The organism is Streptococcus sp. k-628 (assembly GCF_013277475.1).
Taxonomy (GTDB): Bacteria; Bacillota; Bacilli; order Lactobacillales; family Streptococcaceae; genus Streptococcus.
Genome location: NZ_VMMZ01000087.1, coordinates 1 through 22,840, shown reverse-complemented (window position 1 = coordinate 22,840; position 22,840 = coordinate 1). Strand labels below are relative to the sequence as shown.

The 22,840-nt window shown below is 40.3% G+C and carries 25 protein-coding genes; 19 read left to right on the top strand and 6 right to left on the bottom strand.

Features of this window, described 5'->3' with window-relative positions:
• From HT730_RS09475 to HT730_RS09430, 9 genes are all read left to right on the top strand, one after another.
• Positions 1 to 1,952, top strand: a 1,952-nt coding sequence (locus HT730_RS09475) for an FIVAR domain-containing protein (RefSeq protein ID WP_173307438.1), incomplete at its 5' end; no start/stop codon positions are given.
• A 267-nt stretch (positions 1,953 to 2,219) separates the two neighbouring features.
• Positions 2,220 to 3,134, top strand: coding sequence for a hypothetical protein (locus HT730_RS10590; protein WP_240151483.1), 915 nt, complete (start codon positions 2,220 to 2,222; stop codon positions 3,132 to 3,134).
• A gap of 98 nt (positions 3,135 to 3,232) precedes the next feature.
• Complete coding sequence (locus HT730_RS09460) at positions 3,233 to 3,832, top strand: DUF6088 family protein (RefSeq protein ID WP_173307437.1); 600 nt, start codon at positions 3,233 to 3,235, stop codon at positions 3,830 to 3,832.
• A 234-nt stretch (positions 3,833 to 4,066) separates the two neighbouring features.
• On the top strand, positions 4,067 to 5,458 hold the full coding sequence (gene pgdA, locus HT730_RS09455; RefSeq protein WP_173307436.1) for a peptidoglycan-N-acetylglucosamine deacetylase PgdA: 1,392 nt from the start codon (positions 4,067 to 4,069) through the stop codon (positions 5,456 to 5,458).
• 113 nt (positions 5,459 to 5,571) lie between these two features.
• Positions 5,572 to 6,414: an aldo/keto reductase gene (locus tag HT730_RS09450; protein WP_173307435.1), complete on the top strand. Its 843-nt coding sequence runs from the start codon at positions 5,572 to 5,574 to the stop codon at positions 6,412 to 6,414.
• A 272-nt stretch (positions 6,415 to 6,686) separates the two neighbouring features.
• Entirely contained in the window at positions 6,687 to 7,448 is a 762-nt protein-coding gene (locus tag HT730_RS09445) for an elongation factor Tu (RefSeq protein ID WP_173307434.1), read from the top strand.
• Positions 7,449 to 7,466: 18 nt separating this feature from the next.
• Positions 7,467 to 8,384: a glycine--tRNA ligase subunit alpha gene (gene glyQ / locus HT730_RS09440; RefSeq protein WP_000038733.1), complete on the top strand. Its 918-nt coding sequence runs from the start codon at positions 7,467 to 7,469 to the stop codon at positions 8,382 to 8,384.
• A gap of 211 nt (positions 8,385 to 8,595) precedes the next feature.
• Positions 8,596 to 10,632 carry a glycine--tRNA ligase subunit beta gene (gene glyS, locus HT730_RS09435; RefSeq protein WP_173307433.1) on the top strand — a complete coding sequence of 679 codons (2,037 nt, stop codon included), beginning with the start codon at positions 8,596 to 8,598 and terminating at the stop codon, positions 10,630 to 10,632.
• 42 nt (positions 10,633 to 10,674) lie between these two features.
• The gene (locus HT730_RS09430; protein ID WP_173218654.1) at positions 10,675 to 10,932 is read left to right on the top strand and encodes a DUF896 family protein; all 258 of its coding nucleotides are present in this window, start codon (positions 10,675 to 10,677) and stop codon (positions 10,930 to 10,932) included.
• 115 nt (positions 10,933 to 11,047) lie between these two features.
• Here HT730_RS09430 and HT730_RS09425 read toward each other — a convergent pair whose 3' ends face one another.
• From HT730_RS09425 to HT730_RS10585, 4 genes are read right to left on the bottom strand one after another with little or no spacing between them, the layout of a single operon-like run.
• Positions 11,048 to 12,286 carry an NAD(P)H-dependent oxidoreductase gene (locus tag HT730_RS09425; RefSeq protein ID WP_173218656.1) on the bottom strand — a complete coding sequence of 413 codons (1,239 nt, stop codon included), beginning with the start codon at positions 12,284 to 12,286 and terminating at the stop codon, positions 11,048 to 11,050.
• An 18-nt stretch (positions 12,287 to 12,304) separates the two neighbouring features.
• Positions 12,305 to 12,910, bottom strand: coding sequence for an NADPH-dependent FMN reductase (locus HT730_RS09420; RefSeq protein WP_033677008.1), 606 nt, complete (start codon positions 12,908 to 12,910; stop codon positions 12,305 to 12,307).
• 59 nt (positions 12,911 to 12,969) lie between these two features.
• Positions 12,970 to 13,893 (bottom strand): FAD:protein FMN transferase, encoded by a 924-nt coding sequence (locus HT730_RS09415; protein ID WP_173218658.1) that lies wholly within the window; start codon positions 13,891 to 13,893, stop codon positions 12,970 to 12,972.
• Positions 13,863 to 14,045, bottom strand: a complete 183-nt coding sequence (locus HT730_RS10585; protein WP_345789467.1) for a hypothetical protein — start codon at positions 14,043 to 14,045, stop codon at positions 13,863 to 13,865. The genes HT730_RS09415 and HT730_RS10585 overlap by 31 nt, the downstream gene beginning before the upstream one ends.
• Positions 14,046 to 14,189: 144 nt before the next feature.
• On the opposite strand from HT730_RS10585, the gene HT730_RS09410 reads away from it, so the two are divergent.
• The 3 genes from HT730_RS09410 (at position 14,190) to pdxT (ending at position 17,179) form a co-directional block, all read left to right on the top strand.
• Complete coding sequence (locus HT730_RS09410) at positions 14,190 to 15,569, top strand: FAD-dependent oxidoreductase (protein WP_173307432.1); 1,380 nt, start codon at positions 14,190 to 14,192, stop codon at positions 15,567 to 15,569.
• 152 nt (positions 15,570 to 15,721) lie between these two features.
• On the top strand, positions 15,722 to 16,597 hold the full coding sequence (gene pdxS / locus HT730_RS09405) for a pyridoxal 5'-phosphate synthase lyase subunit PdxS (RefSeq protein ID WP_023939837.1): 876 nt from the start codon (positions 15,722 to 15,724) through the stop codon (positions 16,595 to 16,597).
• Positions 16,598 to 17,179, top strand: a complete 582-nt coding sequence (gene pdxT / locus HT730_RS09400) for a pyridoxal 5'-phosphate synthase glutaminase subunit PdxT (protein WP_173307431.1) — start codon at positions 16,598 to 16,600, stop codon at positions 17,177 to 17,179.
• Positions 17,180 to 17,199: 20 nt separating this feature from the next.
• Here the strand turns inward: pdxT and HT730_RS09395 are convergent, their stop codons facing one another.
• Positions 17,200 to 17,847, bottom strand: a complete 648-nt coding sequence (locus tag HT730_RS09395; RefSeq protein ID WP_173307430.1) for a hemolysin III family protein — start codon at positions 17,845 to 17,847, stop codon at positions 17,200 to 17,202.
• On the bottom strand, positions 17,844 to 18,290 hold the full coding sequence (locus HT730_RS09390; protein ID WP_173307429.1) for a DUF1836 domain-containing protein: 447 nt from the start codon (positions 18,288 to 18,290) through the stop codon (positions 17,844 to 17,846). Before HT730_RS09390 ends, HT730_RS09395 begins: the two co-directional genes overlap by 4 nt.
• 134 nt (positions 18,291 to 18,424) lie before the next feature.
• On the opposite strand from HT730_RS09390, the gene HT730_RS09385 reads away from it, so the two are divergent.
• The 7 genes from HT730_RS09385 (at position 18,425) to trxB (ending at position 22,779) form a co-directional block, all read left to right on the top strand.
• The gene (locus HT730_RS09385; RefSeq protein WP_173307428.1) at positions 18,425 to 18,919 is read left to right on the top strand and encodes a GNAT family N-acetyltransferase; all 495 of its coding nucleotides are present in this window, start codon (positions 18,425 to 18,427) and stop codon (positions 18,917 to 18,919) included.
• Positions 18,919 to 19,437, top strand: coding sequence for a methylated-DNA--[protein]-cysteine S-methyltransferase (locus tag HT730_RS09380; protein ID WP_173307427.1), 519 nt, complete (start codon positions 18,919 to 18,921; stop codon positions 19,435 to 19,437). The genes HT730_RS09385 and HT730_RS09380 overlap by 1 nt, the downstream gene beginning before the upstream one ends.
• Positions 19,438 to 19,442: 5 nt before the next feature.
• Positions 19,443 to 19,799: an arsenate reductase family protein gene (locus tag HT730_RS09375; RefSeq protein ID WP_173269619.1), complete on the top strand. Its 357-nt coding sequence runs from the start codon at positions 19,443 to 19,445 to the stop codon at positions 19,797 to 19,799.
• A 157-nt stretch (positions 19,800 to 19,956) separates the two neighbouring features.
• Entirely contained in the window at positions 19,957 to 20,757 is an 801-nt protein-coding gene (locus tag HT730_RS09370) for an amino acid ABC transporter permease (RefSeq protein WP_001103446.1), read from the top strand.
• On the top strand, positions 20,757 to 21,500 hold the full coding sequence (locus tag HT730_RS09365; protein ID WP_000590982.1) for an amino acid ABC transporter ATP-binding protein: 744 nt from the start codon (positions 20,757 to 20,759) through the stop codon (positions 21,498 to 21,500). Before HT730_RS09370 ends, HT730_RS09365 begins: the two co-directional genes overlap by 1 nt.
• Positions 21,501 to 21,577: 77 nt before the next feature.
• Positions 21,578 to 21,802, top strand: coding sequence for a DUF4059 family protein (locus HT730_RS09360; protein ID WP_000926599.1), 225 nt, complete (start codon positions 21,578 to 21,580; stop codon positions 21,800 to 21,802).
• Positions 21,803 to 21,867: 65 nt separating this feature from the next.
• A complete protein-coding gene (trxB, locus tag HT730_RS09355; protein ID WP_173307426.1) occupies positions 21,868 to 22,779 on the top strand; it encodes a thioredoxin-disulfide reductase in 912 nt (303 codons plus the stop codon).
• Positions 22,780 to 22,840: the final 61 nt, after the last annotated feature.

The window sequence follows — 22,840 nt, the reverse complement described above, 5'->3', positions numbered from 1 at the left end:
TAACAGCAGCAGCGACAACCACAGCGAAAAACAAACTAACAGCAGACAAAGCTAAGTTAGATGAAGTGGTAAATACAGATGGTAAGACACCAGAAAGTATTCAAGCTTACGAAGCTGCTAAGCAAGCAGCAGAAGCCGAAGTTACAGCAGCGAAGCAAGCAGCAGCAGATGCATTAGCTAAAGGTGACGATGCGACAGCAGCTGAAGTTCAAGCAGCGCAAGAAAAAGTGACCGCAGCTCAAGGTAAGTTAGACAAAGCGAAAGAGAAGTTAGTCGATAAAGCAGACAAGACAGCTCTAACGCAAGCGAATAATGCCTTAGGAAGCGAAATCACAAGTGCACCAGACACAGCTGACAAGCCAGCAAGCAAAGTGACTGCATATGAGCAAGCTAAGCAAGCAGCAGAAGCAGCGAAGCAAGCAGCGGAAGCTGTAATAGCGAACGACAATGCGACACCAGAAGCTGTTCAAGCAGAGATTACGAAAGTAAACAATGCCAAAGCAGCCTTGAAAGATGCGGAAGATGCGGTAACAGCAGCAGCGACAACCACAGCGAAAAACAAACTAACAGCAGACAAAGCTAAGTTAGATGAAGTGGTAAATACAGATGGTAAGACACCAGAAAGTATTGAAGCTTATAATAACGCTAAGGCAGAAGCAGAAGCCGAAGTTACAGCAGCGAAGCAAGCAGCAGCAGATGCATTAGCTAAAGGTGACGATGCGACAGCAGCTGAAGTACAAGCAGCGCAAGAAAAAGTGACCGCAGCTCAAGGTAAGTTAGACAAAGCGAAAGAGAAGTTAGTCGATAAAGCAGACAAGACAGCTCTTACGAATGCGAAAGACGCTTTGAAAGCAGATGTTGACCAAGTTGTCGATACAGCAGGTAAGACAGAAGCAAGTAAACAAGCGTTCGAAACAGCTAAGACACAAGCTGAAGACGCCTTGAAGAAAGCTGAAGCTGTGATTGCCAACGCGAACGCAACGGAAAAAGACGTAGCGGATGCGAAAACGAAAGTAGACGCAGCTAAGAAAGAACTTGATGACGCCAAAGCTGGCTTGCAAGATAAACCAACTCCTGTACCAAGTAATGATGGCAACACTAACAACGGTGCTAATACCGACAATAGTAGTAACAGCAATACTAGTGGCGACACTAATAACAGTGCTAACACGAACAACGGCGGTACTACCACCCCTGCTGACAGCAATAGCAACAGTGTGATACCAGATAACAGTGCCAATACTCCAGCTCCTGGTGTGACGACCGATGATAGTAGTAACACCACCCCTGTTACTCCGTCATCTACTGTTGGACAGGCTCAAGCAAGCACTCCAGCTCAAGAAACACCAGTTTCTACAAACACTCCAAACAATTCAGGCGATACAGCAACTCCTAGCGAGACTCGTCCTGTTGACAAGTCTGAACTTGCTCGATTGGTTGAAGAACTGGAAACTCGTTTGAAAGACTTGGATGGTATTGATCAATCTGTCATCGACGCTGCGAAGGTTATTCTCGGAGAGGGTCAAGAAGCCCTTAGAAATGCTGACTTGACAGAGGCAGGCTTGAAAGAGATGACTGCTAAGGTCAAAGAAGCCCTCGAATCCTTGAAAGGCAAGCAAGCGACTAAGGATGAAGAAGAAACGAAAGAAACAAGGAAAGAGCAAGGTCATCTTCCATATGGTACGATGATTGGCAGCCTACTTGCCCTTCTTGGTCTCCTTCTCTTCCTCATCGCTCGTCGCAAGAAAGAGTCAGAACTCAAGAAATTGACCAAGGAATTGACTAAGGTTCTGCAAGAAAGCGACCTTACAAGTGTAGATGCGAAAGTCCTCGACCAAGCACGAGAAGCTCTCGCTCAAGCAGTTACCTTCCTAGCTAATGAGAAAGAGTCTGACCACACAGAAGATGAGTTGATTGAGAAACTCAAAGCTATTCTTGCTCAGTTAAGATAAGCGACATTTTGAAATGGAGCAAACTTACCATAGAAGCTAATACATAGCTGGATAGCGTTATCTTCTAGTACAAGTAGAAGGCTTTGATGGTAGAGTAAGATAAAGAAGAAACACGAGACAAGTAAGATAGTTCATAAAATGGAACTGAAAATTGCTGGTGTGGACTCTTGAAGGAAGTAATGGATAGAAAGAAGTTGAAAAGCGTCTTTCTATCCATCTTTCTTTAGGAGTGTATGTAAGCGCTTCGAAAATAGAAGGGGTAATGGAATGGGAAAACATGAAAGCAGAAAAAATAAACCTATTTTATTAGTAGGGAATGGTATCAATAGATTATTTGCGAGCGAGCCAGAAAATGATGATTTCTTTAATGTCGACAAGTTTAGAGGTGAAAAAGAGGCGGAGAAACGTTCATTACATGCTGAGATAAGCGATTCTTTAAGTTTTCCGATGAGGATTTCAGTAAACTATGAGGGGAAAGAAGAAACTGTCACAGAGGAACTAACTGATTTTTTGAAGGATAAGATGACAATTTCAAAAAGAAAGAAAGAGTTTCTTGAGGACTTATTAACGTTAGAAGTAGAGAATATTTTGACGACGAATTACAGCTTTGAATTTGAAAAAACAATCTGTACTAATCCATCTATTGGAAAAATCTTAAATCTATATGGATATGGGAAGGAGGGTGAAATCAGTAAAAAGGAAAAGGAGCTAGGAATTTATCAGTATATAAAATTAGGTGATCGAAAAAAACTATGGCATATACATGGAATAGCAACGAGAAAAAAGTCTATTATACTAGGACAATACTATTATGGCTATTTGCTTTCGCAGGTGATAGGATATACGTCTGAATTATTAAGGAGATGGAATTCTAAAAATGATTTTTATCATCATTCATGGATTGATTGTTTTGTAAGCAATGATGTGCATATCCTTGGTTTTGCTTTCGATTTAGCTGAAATCGATTTGTGGTGGCTACTCGCATACAAAAAGAAACATTTTGAATTTACAAAGGTATATTTTTACTCTAAAGTTGGAGACTTAGATGTTACTGTGAGAATACTCTTGTGTACATATGGCGTTATTATAAAAGAAATAAATACGGCTGATTATCATGATTTTTATAATCAAGCTATTACTGAAATAAGAAATGGGATAAAAATGGATAGAGATGTTACATAAGAAATTGTAAGAGGTCTGTTCCCTCTTGATAAAATGACTCTCATTTGACTTTTTGCACCAAAAGTAGCATCATATTCGGTGCAAAGGAGGTGCGATAGATGAACGATAAGCAGGAAATAGTAAACAGGATAGAAAATTTTGAATCGAATCAAGTTTTTATAGCAAATGATTTCTTTGATATTGCAGGATATGAAACTGTTCGTAGGACATTAAATCGTCTTGTAAAAGACAAAGAGATTACTCGCATTTTGAAAGGTATTTATTATAAACCCAAATATATAGAACTGATTGGAGAGTATGCAATGGCCTCTGTGGATGAAGTTGCTGATGCTATTGCTAGAAAATATAATTGGACCATTGCTCCATCGGGAAACACAGCCCTTAATTTACTTGGTTTATCTACGCAGGTACCAGCAAAATGGACCTATATATCAGATGGAAGGTATGCCAGTTTTAATGTTGGTAAGGCAAGGATAGAATTTAAGCATAGAAATAATGGAGATATTTCAAATATGTCAACCTTAACTGCAATGGTGATACAATCTGTCAAGGCAATGGGGAAAGAGAACATTACTTCTCAGCAGATTGACTACTTACGGAAAAAATTATCTGAAGAAGAAAAGTCAACATTACTAGCTGAAGGTAAAACTACAAGTGTCTGGGTATATAGTATTATCAAGAAAATATCAGAGGTATAGGGATGTTTGAGGATAAATCGATTGGGAAAAATAAATCAATTTCTCAGAATGTTTTTAGAAGTCACGGTGTCTATTCTAGCTTCAATCCACTAGAAATTCCATAGATAGAAAACTACATAATCTCTACAGATACGGATGTTGGAGTTGATGTGAGATGCTTTGGCTTGCTGGAGGAATTCTGGATTGCCAAACTGTATCATTGAAATTATTGCTCAAATTTGTTATGATATAAATATGAATAAAAGTAGACTGGGACGTGGCAGACACGGGAAAAAGAGACATGTATTATTGGCTTTGATTGGTATTTTAGCAATGTCTATTTGCTTATTAGGCGGATTTATTGCTTTTAAAATGTATCAGCAAAAAAGTTTCGAACAAAAGATTGAATCGCTCAAAAAAGAGAAAGATGATCAATTGAGTGAGGGAAATCAGAAGGATCATTTTCGTAAGGGACAAGCCGAAGTGATTGCCTATTATCCTCTCCAAGGGGAGCAAGTGATTTCGTCTGTTAAGGAGCTGATAAATCAAGATATTAAGGACAAGCTAGAAAGTAAGGATAATCTTGTTTTCTACTATACAGAGCAAGAAGAGTCAGGTTTAAAGGGAGTCGTCAATCGTAATGTGACCAAACAAATCTATGATTTAGTTGATTTTAAGGTTGAAGAGACTGAAAAGACCAGTCTAGGAAAGGTTCACTTAACAGAAGATGGGCAACCTTTTACACTTGACCAACTGTTTTCAGATGCTAGTAAGGCTAAGGAACAGCTGATAAAAGAATTGACCTCTGTCCTAGAGGATAAGAAAATAGAGCAAGACCAGAGTAATCAGATTGTAAAAAGCTTCTCTGACCAAGACTTGTCTGCATGGAATTTTGATTATAAGGATAGTCAGATTATCCTTTATCCAAGTCCTGCGGTTGAAAATTTAGAAGAGATAGCCTTGCCAGTATCTGCTTTCTTTGATGTTATCCAATCTTCGTACTTACTCGAAAAAGACGCAGCCTTGTACCAGTCTTACTTTGATAAGAAACATCAAAAAGTTGTCGCTCTAACCTTTGATGATGGTCCAAATCCAGCAACGACCCCGCAGGCATTAGAGACCCTAGCTAAATATGGTGTTAAAGCCACTTTCTTTGTGCTTGGGAAAAATGTTTCTGGGAATGAGGACTTGGTGAAGAGGATAAAATCTGAAGGTCATGTTGTTGGAAACCATAGTTGGAGCCATCCGATTCTCTCGCAACTCTCTCTTGATGAAGCTAAAAAGCAGATTACTGATACTGAGGATGTGCTAACTAAAGTGCTGGGTTCTAGTTCCAAACTCATGCGTCCGCCTTATGGAGCTATTACAGATGATATTCGCAATAGCCTCGATTTGAGCTTTATCATGTGGGATGTGGATAGTCTGGACTGGAAGAGTAAAAATGAAGCGGCTATTTTGACAGAAATTCAGCATCAAGTAGCTAACGGCTCTATCGTTTTGATGCATGATATTCACAGTCCGACAGTCAATGCCTTGCCAAGGGTCATTGAGTATTTGAAAAATCAAGGTTATACCTTTGTGACCATACCAGAGATGCTCAATACTCGCCTAAAACCTCATGAGCTGTATTATAGTCGTGATGAATAAGCAAGAAAAAATAGGTCTGTCAGATATGTGATAGACTTATTTTTTAGAGAAGATAGTACTACTTAGCAAAAAAATTATGCTATAAATGATAAAGAAAATAGAAGGAGAAGCATATGAATACCTATCAATTAAATAATGGAGTAGAAATTCCAGTATTAGGATTTGGAACTTTTAAGGCTAAGGATGGAGAAGAAGCCTATCGTGCAGTGTTAGAAGCCTTGAAGGCTGGTTATCGTCATATTGATACGGCGGCGATTTATCAGAATGAAGAAAGTGTTGGTCAAGCAATCAAAGATAGTGGAGTTCCACGAGAGGAATTGTTCGTAACTACCAAGCTTTGGAATAGTCAGCAAACCTATGAGCAAGCTCGCCAGGCTTTTGAAGAGTCTTTAGAGAAGCTGGGCTTGGACTATTTGGATTTGTATTTGATTCATTGGCCGAACCCAAAACCGCTTAGAGAAAATGACGCATGGAAAACTCGAAATGCGGAAGTTTGGAGAGCTATGGAAGACCTCTATCAAGAAGGGAAAATCCGTGCTATCGGCGTTAGCAATTTTCTTCCCCATCATTTGGATGCCTTGCTTGCAACTGCAACTATCCTTCCTGCGGTCAATCAAGTTCGCTTGGCGCCAGGTGTGTATCAAGAGGAAGTCGTAGCTTACTGTCGAGAAAAAGGAATTTTATTGGAAGCTTGGGGACCTTTTGGTCAGGGAGAACTGTTTGATAGCAAGCAAGTCCAAGAAATCGCGTTAAATCACGGTAAATCGGTTGCTCAGATAGCCTTGGCCTGGAGCTTAGCAGAAGGATTTTTACCACTTCCAAAATCTGTCACAGCTTCTCGTATTCAGGCTAATCTTGATTGTTTTGAAATTGAACTGAGTCATGAGGAGAGAGAAACTTTAAAAACAATTGCTGTTCAGTCTGGTGCTCCGCGAGTTGATGATATGGATTTCTAGAAAATCATAAAAAGAATTGTACATTGTTCTAATTTTTGATATAATAGTCAGCAGGAAAGAAAGTCTTATGGCGTTCTTCAAGCGAGCTTGGGATAGTGGGAGCCAAGTAGGACAAAATAAAGAGCTGGCGCTTTCTGTAGTATTTTCAAAAACAATGAAGTAATAAATTAGGGTGGAACCGCGTTTTTGACGCCCCTAGGTTAAATCAACCTAGGATTGTCGGACGCGGTTCTTTCGCTTATTCAGTCTATTATGTGAAAGAAAGGAGAGACGTGGAAAACCTTTATCTTGTAAAAGACGATAGTCAACTAGCTACATTTCGTGATTTTGTAGTAAGAAATACTGAAAAGTTGAAAGATTATCAATCTTTTTTAAAGAATGAACTTGCAGTCTGTGATTTACCGCAAGCCGTTATTTGGTCAAGTTTTAATGCTGCTACACAGATTATTAGGGAAAGTGCTGTTCCAGCCTATACAAATAATAGACGAATGGTTATGACGCCTGATTTAGCTGTTTGGAAAGAGTTGTATTTGTATCAGTTGATGGACTACGAGTGTTCTCAGCAAACTCAAGCAATAGAAAGTCACTATCATTCTTTATCTGAAAATTTCCTCTTACAGATTGTAGGACATGAGTTAGCTCATTGGTCGGAGTATTTTTTAGATGATTTTGATGGTTACGACTCTTATATCTGGTTCGAAGAGGGTATGGTTGAATATATTAGTCGCAAGTATTTCTTGACAGAAGAGGAATTTCAAGCGGAAAAAATTTGTAATCAATCTCTTGTAGAACTTTTTCAGAAGAAGTATGGTTGGCATTCATTGAATGATTTTGGTTCTTCGACTTATGATAAGAACTATGCAAGTATTTTTTACGAATACTGGCGTAGTTTTTTGACAATAGATAAGTTGGTAGAAAATCTAGGTAGTGTACAAGCGGTCTTCGATTCTTATCATTTATGGGCAAATACAGATAAAACTCTTCCCTTGTTAAATTGGTTTGTTCAGCAGAAATTAATTGAAAAAGAAATATAAAAACTAAAGGAGTAAACAATGTCTAAAAAATTGACTTTCCAGGAAATCATCCTTACTTTGCAACAATTTTGGAATGACCAAGGTTGTATGCTTATGCAGGCTTATGACAATGAAAAAGGTGCGGGAACCATGAGTCCTTACACTTTCCTTCGTGCTATCGGACCTGAGCCATGGAATGCGGCTTATGTAGAGCCATCACGTCGTCCTGCTGACGGTCGTTACGGGGAAAACCCTAACCGTCTCTACCAACACCACCAATTCCAGGTGGTCATGAAGCCATCTCCATCAAACATCCAAGAACTTTACCTTGAATCTTTGGAAAAATTAGGAATCAATCCTTTGGAGCATGATATTCGTTTCGTTGAGGATAACTGGGAAAACCCATCAACTGGTTCAGCTGGTCTTGGTTGGGAAGTTTGGCTTGACGGTATGGAAATCACTCAGTTCACTTATTTCCAACAAGTTGGTGGATTGGCAACTGGCCCTGTGACTGCGGAAGTTACCTATGGTTTGGAGCGTTTGGCTTCTTACATTCAAGAAGTAGACTCTGTCTATGATATCGAATGGGCTGATGGTGTAAAATACGGAGAAATCTTCATCCAGCCTGAGTACGAACACTCAAAATATTCATTTGAAATTTCTGATCAAGAAATGTTGCTTGAAAACTTTGATAAGTTTGAAAAAGAAGCTGGTCGTGCCTTGGAAGAAGGATTGGTGCACCCTGCCTATGACTATGTTCTCAAATGTTCACATACCTTTAACCTGCTTGATGCGCGTGGTGCCGTATCTGTAACAGAGCGCGCAGGCTATATCGCTCGTATCCGCAACTTGGCCCGTGTCGTAGCCAAAACCTTTGTCGCAGAGCGCAAACGCCTAGGCTACCCACTTTTAGATGAAGCAACACGAGCTAAACTCTTAGCAGAAGACGCAGAATAAAGAGAGTGACAAATTACGAAAATGGGCGAACAGAGTGAGCCCTGAGCCAGTTGCCGCAGTGATGAAGGTATCCTTAGTGAAGCTAAGGATACTAGGCAAAATTGGAGACTTTTGGCTCCAATTTTAGCAATGAAACAACGAAGTTGATTGCTTGCGTGCCAATCACATAAGGCAAGCTGGAAAATAAAAAGATATTTTTCGGAGAAGAAACATGACAAAAAACTTATTAGTAGAACTCGGTCTTGAAGAATTACCAGCCTATGTTGTCACACCAAGTGAAAAACAACTAGGCGAAAAAATGGCAGCCTTCCTCAAGGAAAACCGCCTGTCTTTTGAAGCTGTTCAAACCTTCTCAACACCACGTCGTTTGGCTGTTCGTGTGACTGGTCTTGCAGACAAACAGTCTGATTTGACAGAAGATTTCAAGGGTCCAGCAAAGAAAATTGCCTTGGATAGTGATGGAAACTTCACAAAAGCAGCTCAAGGATTTGTTCGTGGAAAAGGATTGACTGTTGAAGATATCGAATTCCGTGAAATCAAGGGTGAAGAATATGTCTATATCACCAAGGAAGAAATTGGTCAAGCAGTTGAAGCCATTGTTCCTGGTGTTGTAGATGTCTTGAAGTCCTTGACTTTCCCTGTCAGCATGCACTGGGCTAACAACACCTTTGAATACATACGCCCTGTTCACACTTTAACTGTTCTTTTAGATGAAGAAGAGTTTGATTTGGATTTCCTTGATATTAAGGGAGGGCGTGTGAGCCGTGGTCATCGTTTCTTGGGGAAAGAAACCAAAATTCAGTCAGCATTGAGCTACGAAGAAGACCTTCGTAAGCAGTTTGTAATCGCGGATCCTCGTGAACGTGAGCAAATGATTGTTGACCAAATCAAAGCAATCGAAACTGAGCATGGTGTACGTATCGAAATTGATGCTGATTTGCTTAATGAAGTCTTGAACTTGGTTGAATACCCAACGGCCTTTATGGGAAGTTTTGATGCTAAATACCTTGAAGTTCCAGAAGAAGTTTTGGTGACTTCAATGAAAGAACACCAACGTTACTTTGTTGTTCGTGATCAAGACGGTAAACTATTGCCAAACTTCATTTCTGTTCGTAATGGAAACGCAGAGTATTTGGAAAATGTCATTAAAGGAAATGAAAAAGTCTTAGTAGCTCGCTTAGAAGACGGTGAATTCTTCTGGCGTGAAGACCAAAAATTGGTTATTTCAGACCTTGTTGAAAAATTAAACAATGTCACTTTCCATGAGAAAATTGGTTCCCTTCGTGAACACATGATTCGTACGGGTCAGATTGCTATTCTCTTGGCAGAAAAAGCTGGTTTGTCAGCGGATGAAACGATTGACCTAGCCCGTGCAGCAGCCATTTACAAGTTTGACTTGTTGACAGGTATGGTTGGTGAATTTGACGAACTCCAAGGAATTATGGGGGAGAAATATGCCCTTCTTGCTGGGGAAACTCCAGCGGTGGCAGCTGCTATTCGTGAACACTACATGCCTACATCAGCCGAAGGAGAACTTCCAGAGAGCAAGGTTGGAGCCATTCTAGCCATTGCAGACAAATTGGATACGATTTTGAGTTTCTTCTCAGTAGGTTTGATTCCATCAGGTTCTAATGACCCTTATGCCCTTCGTCGTGCGACCCAAGGTGTGGTTCGTATCTTGGATGCCTTTGGTTGGCACATTGCTATGGATGAGTTGATTGATAGCCTTTATGCTTTAACATTTGACAGCTTGACTTATGAAAATAAGTCAGAGGTTATGGACTTTATCAAGGCTCGTGTTGATAAGATGATGGGGTCTACTCCAAAAGACATCAAGGAAGCAGTACTTGCAAGTTCGAACTTTGTTGTGGCGGATATGTTGGAAGCAGCAAGTGCTCTCGTGGAAGCAAGCAAGGAAGAAGATTTCAAACCATCTGTTGAATCACTTTCTCGTGCCTTTAACTTGGCTGAGAAAGCCGAAGGAACTGATACTGTTGATCCAGTTCTCTTTGAGAATGAAGAAGAGAAGGCTTTAGCAGAAGCCGTAGAATCACTTATTTTATCAGGATCTGCCAGTCAGCAATTGAAACAACTCTTTGCGCTTAGCCCTGTCATCGATGCCTTCTTTGAGAATACTATGGTTATGGCTGAAGATCAGACTGTTCGACAAAATCGTTTGGCAATCTTGTCTCATTTAACTCAAAAAGCAGCTAAGCTTGCTCGTTTTAACCAAATTAACACTAAATAAAATTTGATAAACGGACTTTATCTTATCACAAAGGAGAGAAACATGGATCCTAAAAAAATTGATCGTATTAACGAGCTTGCCAAAAAGAAAAAAACAGAAGGCTTGACCTCAGAAGAAAAAGTAGAACAAGCCAAACTACGTGAGGAGTACATCGAAGGTTATCGTCGCACTGTTCGTCACCACATTGAGGGAATCAAAATTGTTGACGAAGAAGGAAACGATGTTACACCAGAGAAACTACGTCAAGTCCAACGTGAAAAAGGCTTACATGGTCGTAGTCTCGATGACCCAAATTCGTAATATGTATTCTTTCTTTTAACAAGGATAGATAAAATAATAACCAAAAGACTAGCAGACACAAACTGCTAGTCTTTTGTCACTAAAAAAGGAACCAAAATGGTTCCTAAAACTATCATTAGTAACTTGCACCAGCTGTAGCGTCTGCGCCACCACCGTGACCTCCAGCATCACCTGAATCTGAAGCTCCAGATGTGGCATCTGCGCCACCGTGTCCTCCAGCAGGAGCTACAGCATTTCCACCAACTAGACGTTGACCAGTTGTATTGAGGTACCAGTCAAGCCATGGTTGGAAATTAAAGATAATCTCATTGATTCCAGCATATGAACCATCTGGATAGTACATTGCTTGGTAATTATGGGTATTGATAACACCTTCAGGTGTTCCCGGCACAATTGTACGGACATATTCTTGATCTCCGTTACGTAGTACACCGACAACCCATTCAACGTTTTTCATTCTAGAGTCTGGCAATGAACCGTGTACAGTTCCTAAACGGTTTCCTGATTGAGCACGTACACGTTTACCAAACATTGTATTTGGATCTTGGTGAGCGTTATTAAAGTACAAGAACTGGTTATTATCATCCGCATATGTCAACTCAAATGGCATTGCTTTCAAGAACATATCAATTTGGTTAACTGTCAAGATACCGTGGTCTAATTTAACGTAAGTATCTCCAGAAACAGCTCCAACAAGTTCAGCTGCTTTTTCTACCCATTCAGGATCATCTGGATCAACACCTTGAATGGTAGTTGCGATTGGATTTGTACAATATAAATCTTCTGGTGCGATTGGTTTTGGTTTTTTCAATTTTGAAACGACTCCCACATATTTTACAAAGTTGTCCAAGCATGTTTCAAGGAAATTAATAGTTCCTTCATTTGTGATATTCCCATCAACATCAAATGCTTCTTTGGCTTTACCAAGAAGGAATTCGTTACCTGGAAGCGTATAGGCATTGACACCTGGAGCGTCAAGAATCTTACGAAGGTGAACTTGGGCACGAGAAGTACCTTGGTCATAGTAAGAAGCTCCTACAATCATAACTGGTTTGTTTTCAAATGGATGAACTTCGTATGAAAGCCATTCAAGAACAGATTTTAGGGAAGCTGAGATTGTATGGTTGTGCTCAGGAGTAGCGATGATGACACCATCAGCACGAGTAATTTTATTATATAAATAACGTAATTGGAAACTTTCATCCCATTTTTCGTCTTGGTTGAACATTGGAACTTCGTCAATTTCGAGAACTTCTAATTCAAATTTGAGTTTGAAGTGACGACGGATGAATTCCAAGAGTTTACGGTTATATGATTGATCGTAGTTTGATCCTACAAGTCCAACAAATTTCATTCTTTTTGGTCTCCTATCTTACAAATTTTCCCAGTCAAAGTCTTCAGCATCTTTGCGAAGTAGAGCTTGTGCGTTGCGCAATTTTTCTGTAATTTTTACAAAGATACGGAAGTCGTCAAAAGTGGCATCCAATTTTTTAATAACATCAAGATCTACTAGGTCTCCACTTGGATTAAAAGCTTGAAGAGAATGTGAAAGCAAGAATTCATCTGGAAGGACACTTGCTTTGATTTCTGGAGCATTCAAGATTTGGCGAAGTTGCATTTGAGCACGTGATGAACCAAGTGTACCGTAAGAAGCACCTGTAATCATGATTGGTTTGTTCAAAAGTGGGTAAATACCATAAGACAACCAAGCAAGAGCGCTCATCAAAACAGCTGGGATAGAGTGGTCGTACTCAGGAGTACCGATAATAACGCCATCTGCTTCTTCAATTTTAGCAGCAATTTCCAGAATTTCAGCAGGTACTTGCTTGTCAGCTGGCTTGTTAAAGACAGGGATGTCCTTGATTTCAACAAGTTCAATTTCAGCTTTGTCAGCAAAGTGTTTTTGCATGTATTGAAGCAATTGGCGGTTTGTAGAACGTTTTGAATTTGTTCCAACAATAGCAATAAGTTTTAACATGAGATTTCCTTTCTCTTTTTACATAATACGATTTTAAAACTCCATTGAAACAGTTGTTTCTATAGAGTAGGAATTCCTGAAGAACAACTTAGGTGACCTTCCTTATCGATGAGGATGACTTCGATGCCCTCCAAACTTTCTACTTGCCAAAGGATAGAAGCAGGTCTTTCTCCAAAGAGTCGAGTTGTCCAGATTTCGCCATCAACTGATTTATCAGAGATGATTGTTAGACTCGCTAGTTCTGTTTCAACAGGATATCCTGTTTGACTGTCAAAAATGTGATGGTAATCTTGTCCATCGACGGTCAGGTGACGTTCATAAATGCCTGAAGTCACGACAGATTGATTGACAACAGGGATGGTCATTAAGTGATTCCCCCTCGGATTGGCTGGGTCTTGAATCCCGATTTGCCAAGGCTGATTTCCTCTTGCCTGATTTTTTCCAATGGTCAGGATATTCCCTCCCAGATTGATTAAGGCAGATGTCACTCCCTCTTCTCTCAGAAATTGGGCAACCTTATCCGCACTATAACCCTTGGCTAAACAACCAAGATCGATTTTCATTCCTTTCTGTTTTAAAAACACAGTGGAAGTAGAAGAATCTAACTCGACATAGTAGGGATTGATTAAAGGGAGCACAGATTCAATTTCTTGAGGTTGGGCGACCTTGGCATCTGAAAAACCGATACGCCATGTTTGAATCAAGGGACCAATACTGATGTTGAGATGGCTAGAGGGCGCTAGGCTATGCTCTAACCCAAGTGAAATCAGTTCAAACAGGTCTGGATGAACTTTGACTGGAGCTATTCCAGCTTGATGATTGATTTCCATCAACTCAGATTCCTGACTATTGGCATTGAAGCGGTATTCTAGCTCTCTGAGTAAATCAAAGGATTTTTGGAGCAAGCTATCGGCTCGCTCATCCACTAATGAAATAGTGATAGTAGTCCCCATTAGCCGTTCAGAATGTGAACTAAGAGGCAAGCTACCAACTCCTTTCTCTTATAGAAAATAAGTTGTAATATCAAGCAATTATCTAAATTGAAGCCCTTACATTTTATTTTCATGTTATTAGAATACCATAAAGTTAGATTTTCTACAAATGAAATTTGGAAAAAGTCAAGAAATATGCTCACAAAAATTCATTAGTCTTGAAAACAGGATAAATGGGGAATTATTTTTGATAAAAAATGCTGAAATAATAGGAAATCACTTGAAAACGCTAACAGTAAATGTTATACTAGTAGAGTAAATTTAAAATTGAAGGTAGGAATTTTTCTATGAGTAAAATCGTTGTAGTCGGTGCTAACCACGCTGGTACAGCATGTATCAATACCATGTTGGATAATTTTGGAAATGAGAACGAAATTGTTGTATTTGACCAAAACTCTAACATCTCTTTCCTAGGATGTGGAATGGCTCTTTGGATTGGGGAACAAATTGACGGTGCTGAAGGCTTGTTCTATTCTGATAAAGAAAAATTGGAAGCTAAAGGTGCTAAAGTTTACATGAACTCACCAGTTCTTTCAATCGACTATGATAACAAAGTAGTTACAGCAGAAGTTGAAGGAAAAGAGCACAAAGAATCATACGAAAAATTGATTTTCGCTACAGGTTCTACACCAATCTTGCCACCAATCGAAGGTGTTGAAATTGTTAAAGGCAACCGCGAATTTAAAGCAACTCTTGAAAACGTACAATTCGTGAAATTGTACCAAAATGCTGAAGAAGTTATCAATAAACTTGCTGACAAGAGTAAACACCTTGAGCGCATCGCCGTTGTTGGTGGTGGTTATATCGGTGTTGAACTTGCCGAAGCCTTCGAACGTCTTGGAAAAGAAGTTGTCCTTGTTGATATCGTAGATACTGTTTTGAACGGTTACTATGACAAAGACTTCACTCAAATGATGGCCAAGAACTTGGAAGACCACAATATCCGCTTGGCTCTTGGTCAAACTGTTAAAGCAATCGAAGGTGACGGTAAAGTTGAACGCTTGATTACTGATAAAGAAACTTTCGATGTGGATATGGTTGTTCTTGCGGTTGGTTTCCGTCCAAACACAGCCCTTGCTGATGGTAAGATTGAACTATTCCGCAACGGTGCCTTCCTTGTAGACAAGAAACAAGAAACATCAATTCCAGGAGTTTATGCAGTAGGTGACTGTGCAACTGTTTATGACAATGCTCGTAAAGATACAAGCTACATCGCTCTTGCTTCAAATGCTGTTCGTACTGGTATCGTTGGTGCCTACAATGCTTGTGGACATGAATTGGAAGGAATCGGTGTGCAAGGTTCAAATGGTATCTCAATCTACGGTCTTCACATGGTTTCAACTGGTTTGACTCTTGAAAAAGCGAAAGTTGCTGGTTACAACGCAACTGAAACAGGCTTTAACGATCTTCAAAAACCAGAATTCATGAAACATGATAACCATGAAGTAGCGATTAAGATTGTCTTTGACAAAGACAGCCGTGAAATTCTTGGTGCCCAAATGGTCTCACACGATTCTGCAATCAGCATGGGAATCCACATGTTCTCACTTGCTATCCAAGAGCATGTGACAATTGATAAATTGGCATTGACAGACCTATTCTTCTTGCCACACTTCAACAAACCATACAACTACATCACAATGGCTGCCCTTACAGCTGAAAAATAATATTTGATGAACTATCTGGCCTTAAGCTAAGGTCAGATAGTTTTTTAGCTAGTCTGTACCCATACAATTACATTTTTTTTATCTTGTGATTCATTCTAATCTAACTTAAAATGAAATGGTAGCTACCAATACAAATGATGAGGATGAAACAAATGACTGAAAATCGTTATGAATTAAATAAAAACTTGGCACAGATGCTTAAAGGCGGGGTTATCATGGACGTTCAGAATCCTGAACAGGCCCGTATCGCAGAGGCTGCTGGTGCGGCAGCTGTTATGGCTTTGGAGCGGATTCCAGCTGATATTCGTGCAGCTGGAGGCGTTTCCCGTATGAGTGATCCAAAGATGATTAAGGAAATCCAAGAAGCGGTCAGCATTCCAGTGATGGCCAAGGTCAGAATCGGGCATTTTGTTGAAGCTCAGATTTTAGAGGCTATTGAGATTGACTATATCGATGAGAGTGAAGTTCTATCCCCAGCTGACGACCGTTTCCATGTGGACAAGAAAGAATTCCAAGTTCCTTTTGTTTGTGGTGCCAAGGACTTGGGTGAAGCCTTGCGTCGTATCGCTGAGGGAGCTTCTATGATTCGTACCAAAGGAGAACCGGGGACAGGGGATATCGTCCAAGCTGTTCGCCATATGCGTATGATGAATCAGGAAATTCGTCGTGTTCAAAACCTACGTGAGGACGAACTTTATGTTGCTGCTAAGGACTTGCAAGTCCCTGTAGAATTGGTTCAATATGTCCATGAACATGGAAAATTGCCAGTTGTAAACTTCGCAGCTGGAGGCGTTGCAACACCAGCAGATGCTGCGCTGATGATGCAGTTAGGGGCAGAGGGGGTCTTTGTCGGTTCAGGTATTTTTAAGTCAGGTGATCCTGTTAAACGAGCGAGTGCCATTGTTAAGGCTGTGACTAACTTCCGTAATCCTCAAATCCTAGCTCAAATCTCTGAAGATTTAGGAGAAGCCATGGTCGGTATCAATGAGAATGAAATTCAAATTCTCATGGCTGAGCGAGGGAAATAGATGAAAATCGGAATATTGGCCTTGCAAGGTGCCTTTGCAGAACATGCAAAAGTGCTAGATCAATTAGGTGTCGAGAGTGTTGAAATCAGAAATTTAGAGGATTTTCAGAAATCTCAGAGTGACTTGTCGGGTTTGATTTTGCCTGGAGGAGAATCTACAACCATGGGCAAGCTCTTACGTGAGCAGGACATGCTGATTCCCATTCGAGAAGCCATTCTATCTGGTTTACCAGTTTTTGGGACCTGTGCGGGTTTAATTTTGCTGGCTAAGGAGATTACTTCTCAGGAAGAGAGTCATCTAGGAACTATGGATATGGTGGTCGAGCGCAATGCCTATGGGCGTCAATTAGAAAGTTTCTATACTGAGGCAGAATGTAAGGGAGTAGGTCAGATTCCAATGACCTTTATCCGTGGTCCAATTATCAGTAGTGTTGGAGAGGGTGTAGAAATTCTAGCAACAGTTGATAATCAAATCGTTGCAGCCCAAGAAAAAAATATGTTGGTAACTTCTTTTCATCCAGAATTGACTGATGATGTGCGCTTGCACCAGTACTTTATCAATATGTGTAAAGAAAAAAGTTGAGATTGAATGTCTCAACTTTTTTACATGTAATAAACAATAGCGATGTATTGGAGGGCAGATGCGGCTAGGATAAAGAGATGCCAAATCATGTGGAAATAAGGTTTTTTCTTGGCGTAAAATCCAGCCCCAACTGTATAACAAAGTCCGCCAGTTACCATGAGACTCCAGAAAATGGGTGTTGTTTGACTGATGATGGCAGGAATGATAGTCAGAACCAACCAGCCCATAATCAGGTAAAGAGCAAGGCTAAATTTCTCATTGACTTTTTTAGCAAAGATTTTATAGAGAATACCAAAGATGGTTATTCCCCATTGGATGGCAATAATCAGATAGCCAAACCAGTTATTCATCAAGGTCAAGACGACGGGCGTGTATGAGCCAGCAATGGCAACGTAAATCATAGAATGGTCAATGATTCTCAAGACATATTTGTGGGTCGAACCATAGGCCATAGAGTGGTAAATGGTGGATGAGAGGAACATGAGAAAGAGACTGATGACGAAAATGGAAACGCCGATAGAGGATAAAAATCCGTGTGCTTCATAACTATAGGTGGATGAAATAGGGAGTAAGATGAGCATGATGACTGCACCCACAGCATGGGTCACGCTATTAGCAATCTCCTCTCCAAAACTGAGTTGTTTGCTGAGTTTAAGACTAGTGTTCATTTGATTACCTCCTCTTCAGTATGATCGATTAAGTCTAGAGTTTGATGATAGAGTTTAACGGTTTGGCAGCTGGTTTGGATAATAGGGTTAGCTGGGTCAATTCCATGGTTCATGTAGTCCACAAAAGCATCGTAGAGTTGGTCTGAACTTGCTTGAGTTTGTAGAGTATTCAGTGTCTGTGCTATTTCTTGAATAGAAAATACAGACTTGAGGCTTGTGATAGCAATCAGACGGGCAATCTGTTGACGTTGGTATTTTTTCTTGTCAGGCTTTGTCAGGTAACCATGTTTGACATAATTATTGACCATGGATGCTGTTAGTCCCTTGTCTTTATCAGGAGAAATAGGGGCGCAGACCTGATTGACATAGAGCAAAACCTGGTCCAGATAGAGGTCAATATTTGGGATTTCTGCCCATTTGGGGTAGGAAAAGGTAGTTTTCATTTTCAACTCCTTTTTATCTAGTTTTAATAACTAGATTATAAAATAACAAAAACAAAAAGTCAAGTTTTAACTGCTTGTGAAAAGGCTTAAATTATGCTATGATGGGAGAAACTAGTCAGAAATGAGGAGAAAAGATGGAGATTCGTTTAGCTTTTCCAAATGAAGTAGATGCCATCATGCAAGTGATGGAGGATGCTAAAAAATGTTTAGCGGATGCTGGTAGTGACCAGTGGCAAAATGGTTATCCAAATGCTGATATTATTATTGAGGATATTATCTCAGGTCAAGCCTATGTAGCCTTGGAAGATGGAGAACTACTAGCCTATGCTGCTGTAACCAAGAGTCCAGAGGCAGCCTATGAAGCCATTTATGAAGGAAACTGGCAAGCTGAGGAGTCAGAGTATCTAGTCTTTCACCGTATTGCTGTGGCAGCAGATGTGCAGGGACAAGGAGTTGCTCAAACCTTCTTAGAAGGCTTGATTGAAGGATTTGATTACCTAGATTTTCGCTCAGATACGCATGTTGCAAACAAGGCTATGCAACATATTTTTGCAAAACTTGGTTTTAAACAGGTTGGTAAGGTTCCAGTTGATGGCGAACGCTTGGCCTATCAAAAATTGAAGAAATAATGCAAAAGAAGTACGTAAAAATGCTCTACTCTTCGCCAATTGGTATTCTATCTCTCGTAGCTGATGAGCATTATTTGTATGGAATTTGGGTGCAGGAGCAGAAGCATTTTGAGAGGGGGATAGGAGATGAAACGATAGAAGCAGTTGTTAGTCATCCCATTTTAGACTCAGTTATTGCTTGCTTAGATGGTTACTTTAAAGGCAAGTCTCGGGATTTATCCGACTTGCCCTTGGCTCCAATCGGAACGGATTTTGAAAAGCGAGTTTGGTCCTATTTACAGGGAATTCCTTATGGTCAGACAGTGACCTATGGACAAATAGCCCAAGACCTGCAAGTGGCTTCTGCTCAAGCAATTGGTGGAGCAGTGGGGCGCAATCCTTGGTCTATCCTAGTACCTTGTCATCGTGTGCTAGGAGCTGGCAAGCGTCTGACAGGTTATGCTGCAGGAGTGGAAAAGAAAGCTTGGCTCTTGGAGCATGAAGACGCAGATCTTAAAGATAGAAACAATAGAAAGTGAAACACATGTTAGAATTTATCGAATACCCAAAATGTTCAACTTGTAAAAAAGCAAAACAAGAATTAAATCAATTAGGTGTGGACTACAAAGCTGTTCACATCGTCGAAGAAACACCCAGCCAAGAAGTCATTTTGAACTGGCTAGAAACCTCAGGATTTGAATTGAAACAATTTTTCAACACCAGTGGAATTAAATACCGTGAATTAGGGCTAAAAGATAAGGTAGGAAGTTTATCAAATCAAGAAGCAGCTCAGTTGCTAGCAAGCGACGGTATGTTATTAAAACGACCGATTTTAGTAGAAAATGGAACTGTTAAGCAAATCGGTTATCGAAAAGCTTATGAAGAATTGGGACTGAAATAGTTTTTACTTATCTCTTTGATAGATAAAATATATAGCCTCCCTGTTTCAAAGTATGATAAACTAGTAGGTAGACAAAGTCTGTATCTGACCGTAGCAAATAATTTCATTGACGGCAGAAGTATGGTAGAATGAATCATTATCAGGAGAGGATGTTTTTATGAATGTTACAACGATTTTAGCATCAGATTGGTACCAAAACTTGATGCAATTGATTCCGGATGGCAAGCTGTTTAGCCTGCGTTCGGTCTTTGATGGAATCCCGAGAATTGTCCAACAACTTCCAACAACGATTATGTTGACAATTGGTGGTGCCTTTTTTGGCTTGGTTTTGGCACTTCTTTTTGCCATTGTGAAAATCAATCGTGTCAAAATTTTATATCCCTTACAGGCCTTCTTTGTTAGTTTCTTAAAAGGGACACCGATTTTAGTGCAGCTCATGTTGACCTACTACGGAATTCCTTTGGCTTTGAAAGCCCTCAATCAGCAATGGGGAACTGGTCTCAATATCAATGCGATTCCAGCCGCTGCTTTTGCGATTGTCGCCTTTGCTTTCAATGAAGCAGCTTATGCGAGTGAAACCATTCGTGCAGCCATTCTCTCAGTTAATCCTGGTGAGATTGAGGCGGCACGTAGTTTGGGTATGACCCGAGCGCAAGTTTATCGTCGCGTGATTATTCCAAATGCGGCCGTTGTGGCGACTCCAACCTTGATTAATTCCCTAATCGGCTTGACCAAAGGAACTTCTCTAGCCTTTAGTGCGGGTGTTGTGGAAGTCTTTGCCCAAGCTCAGATTCTGGGTGGAGCTGATTACCGCTATTTTGAACGCTTTATCTCCGTTGCCCTTGTTTATTGGGTAGTCAATATCGGTATTGAGAGCCTCGGTCGTTTCATCGAGAGAAAAATGGCTATTTCTGCACCTGATACAGTGCAAACAGATGTGAAAGGAGACCTTCGTTAATGATTAAGATTTCGAATTTAAGCAAATCCTTTTCAGGACAGACTGTCTTAGATCATCTGAACTTGGATATTCAAAAAGGGGAAGTTGTAGCCTTGATTGGTTCTTCAGGAGCTGGAAAATCAACTTTCCTTCGCAGTCTCAATTATCTTGAAACACCTGACAGTGGCTCGATTCAGATTGATGATTTCTCGGTTGATTTTTCTAAAATCACTCAAGAAGAAATCCTTGCCCTACGTCGCAAGTTATCTATGGTATTTCAGCAGTTTAATTTGTTTGAACGCCGCACGGCACTTGATAATGTGAAAGAAGGCTTGGTTGTTGTCAAGAAATTATCTGACCAAGAAGCGACTAAGATTGCCAAGGAAGAGTTGGCTAAGGTTGGGCTTTCTGACCGTGAAAACCATTATCCTCGACATTTATCAGGTGGACAAAAGCAACGGGTTGCCTTAGCGCGTGCGCTTGCTATGAAACCAGATGTCTTGCTCTTAGACGAACCAACTTCAGCCCTTGACCCAGAATTGGTTGGCGAAGTAGAAAAGTCTATTGCAGATGCTGCTAAGTCAGGACAGACTATGATTTTAGTCAGCCATGACATGTCCTTTGTAGCCCAAGTGGCTGATAAGATTCTCTTCTTAGATAAGGGGAAAATTATCGAGTCTGGAACACCGGATGAGATTATCCACCATCCAAAAGAAGAGCGGACAAAAGAATTCTTCGCTAGTTACAAACGGACTTATATTTGATATAATAGATAAAGAAAAACTCAGTTAGCTGGACTAGCTGAGTTTACTCTTTAAAAAAGATAGAAATGAGAGAAATCATGCTACTGCAACTATTTTCTTTATATTTCGAGAGTTTGATCTTGACCACCATCCTCGTCCTGATTTTTTTAGGGATTTGGATTGGACTGAGAGCCATGTCGGGAGTTGATAAGACAGCCAAGGCTCGCCAAGCCCATCTCTATGATATGATTATGATTGGAGTCTTGGTTGTTCCAGTATTATCCTTTGCGGTTATGAGTTTAATTCTTGTTTTCAAAGCATAATCCTTGCTTGATTGACAAGAAAGAGTTAGAATAAAGATAGTTACAACAAGAAAGAAGGAATCTATATGTACGATACTATTATTATCGGTGCTGGACCTGCAGGGATGACTGCAGCCTTGTATGCTGCTCGAAGCAATCTGAAAGTAGCCTTGATTGAAGGTGGTCTGCCAGGTGGTCAGATGAATAATACATCTGATATTGAAAATTACCCAGGATATGCTAATATTAGTGGGCCAGAATTGGCAGAAAAAATGTTTGAACCGCTTGAAAATCTTGGTGTTGAGCACATTTATGGTTATGTTGAAAATGTAGAAGACCATGGTGATTTTAAGAAAGTGATGACTGATGACCAAACATATGAAACACGTACAGTTATCGTAGCAACTGGTTCTAAACACCGTCCTTTGGGAGTACCTGGAGAAGAAGAACTGAACAGTCGTGGTGTTTCTTACTGTGCCGTGTGTGATGGTGCTTTCTTCCGTGACCAAGATTTGTTGGTAGTCGGTGGTGGAGATTCAGCTGTTGAAGAAGCCCTCTTCTTGACTCGTTTTGCTAAAACTGTTACCATTGTTCACCGTCGTGACCAACTTCGTGCTCAAAAGGTTTTACAAGACCGCGCCTTTGCGAATGAGAAAATCAGCTTTATCTGGGATTCTGTAGTGAAGGAAATTAAGGGTGAAAACCGAGTAGAATCTGTCGTATTTGAAAATGTGAAAACAGGTCAAGTGACAGAACAAGCCTTCGGTGGCGTCTTTATCTATGTTGGATTGGACCCTCTTAGCGATTTTGTTAAAGGATTGAATGTCCAAGATCAGGCAGGATGGATTGTGACAGATAACCATATGAAAACTGCAGTTGACGGTATCTTTGCAGTTGGAGATGTTCGCCAGAAAGACCTTCGCCAAGTGACAACGGCAGTTGGAGATGGAGCTATCGCTGGTCAAGAAGCCTATAAATTTATCACAGAACATAGTTAATACACTTCGAAAATCTCTTCAAACCACGTCAGCTTCGCTTTACCGTAGGTATGGGTACTGA

Bases quoted from the DNA above. Each gene is read 5' to 3' on its own strand.
- HT730_RS09420 (WP_033677008.1), bottom strand. From the start codon at position 12,910: ATGTTAAAACTTATTGCTATTGTTGGAACAAATTCAAAACGTTCTACA.
- pdxS (WP_023939837.1), top strand. From the start codon at position 15,722: ATGACTGAAAATCGTTATGAATTAAATAAAAACTTGGCACAGATGCTT.
- HT730_RS09425 (WP_173218656.1), bottom strand. From the start codon at position 12,286: ATGAAATTTGTTGGACTTGTAGGATCAAACTACGATCAATCATATAAC.
- HT730_RS09360 (WP_000926599.1), top strand. From the start codon at position 21,578: ATGCTACTGCAACTATTTTCTTTATATTTCGAGAGTTTGATCTTGACC.
- glyQ (WP_000038733.1), top strand. From the start codon at position 7,467: ATGTCTAAAAAATTGACTTTCCAGGAAATCATCCTTACTTTGCAACAA.
- HT730_RS10590 (WP_240151483.1), top strand. From the start codon at position 2,220: ATGGGAAAACATGAAAGCAGAAAAAATAAACCTATTTTATTAGTAGGG.
- HT730_RS09410 (WP_173307432.1), top strand. From the start codon at position 14,190: ATGAGTAAAATCGTTGTAGTCGGTGCTAACCACGCTGGTACAGCATGT.
- trxB (WP_173307426.1), top strand. From the start codon at position 21,868: ATGTACGATACTATTATTATCGGTGCTGGACCTGCAGGGATGACTGCA.
- HT730_RS09385 (WP_173307428.1), top strand. From the start codon at position 18,425: ATGGAGATTCGTTTAGCTTTTCCAAATGAAGTAGATGCCATCATGCAA.
- pgdA (WP_173307436.1), top strand. From the start codon at position 4,067: ATGAATAAAAGTAGACTGGGACGTGGCAGACACGGGAAAAAGAGACAT.
- HT730_RS09365 (WP_000590982.1), top strand. From the start codon at position 20,757: ATGATTAAGATTTCGAATTTAAGCAAATCCTTTTCAGGACAGACTGTC.
- HT730_RS09370 (WP_001103446.1), top strand. From the start codon at position 19,957: ATGAATGTTACAACGATTTTAGCATCAGATTGGTACCAAAACTTGATG.
- HT730_RS09390 (WP_173307429.1), bottom strand. From the start codon at position 18,290: ATGAAAACTACCTTTTCCTACCCCAAATGGGCAGAAATCCCAAATATT.
- HT730_RS09460 (WP_173307437.1), top strand. From the start codon at position 3,233: ATGAACGATAAGCAGGAAATAGTAAACAGGATAGAAAATTTTGAATCG.
- HT730_RS09430 (WP_173218654.1), top strand. From the start codon at position 10,675: ATGGATCCTAAAAAAATTGATCGTATTAACGAGCTTGCCAAAAAGAAA.
- HT730_RS09450 (WP_173307435.1), top strand. From the start codon at position 5,572: ATGAATACCTATCAATTAAATAATGGAGTAGAAATTCCAGTATTAGGA.
- glyS (WP_173307433.1), top strand. From the start codon at position 8,596: ATGACAAAAAACTTATTAGTAGAACTCGGTCTTGAAGAATTACCAGCC.
- HT730_RS09395 (WP_173307430.1), bottom strand. From the start codon at position 17,847: ATGAACACTAGTCTTAAACTCAGCAAACAACTCAGTTTTGGAGAGGAG.
- HT730_RS09375 (WP_173269619.1), top strand. From the start codon at position 19,443: ATGTTAGAATTTATCGAATACCCAAAATGTTCAACTTGTAAAAAAGCA.
- HT730_RS09380 (WP_173307427.1), top strand. From the start codon at position 18,919: ATGCAAAAGAAGTACGTAAAAATGCTCTACTCTTCGCCAATTGGTATT.
- pdxT (WP_173307431.1), top strand. From the start codon at position 16,598: ATGAAAATCGGAATATTGGCCTTGCAAGGTGCCTTTGCAGAACATGCA.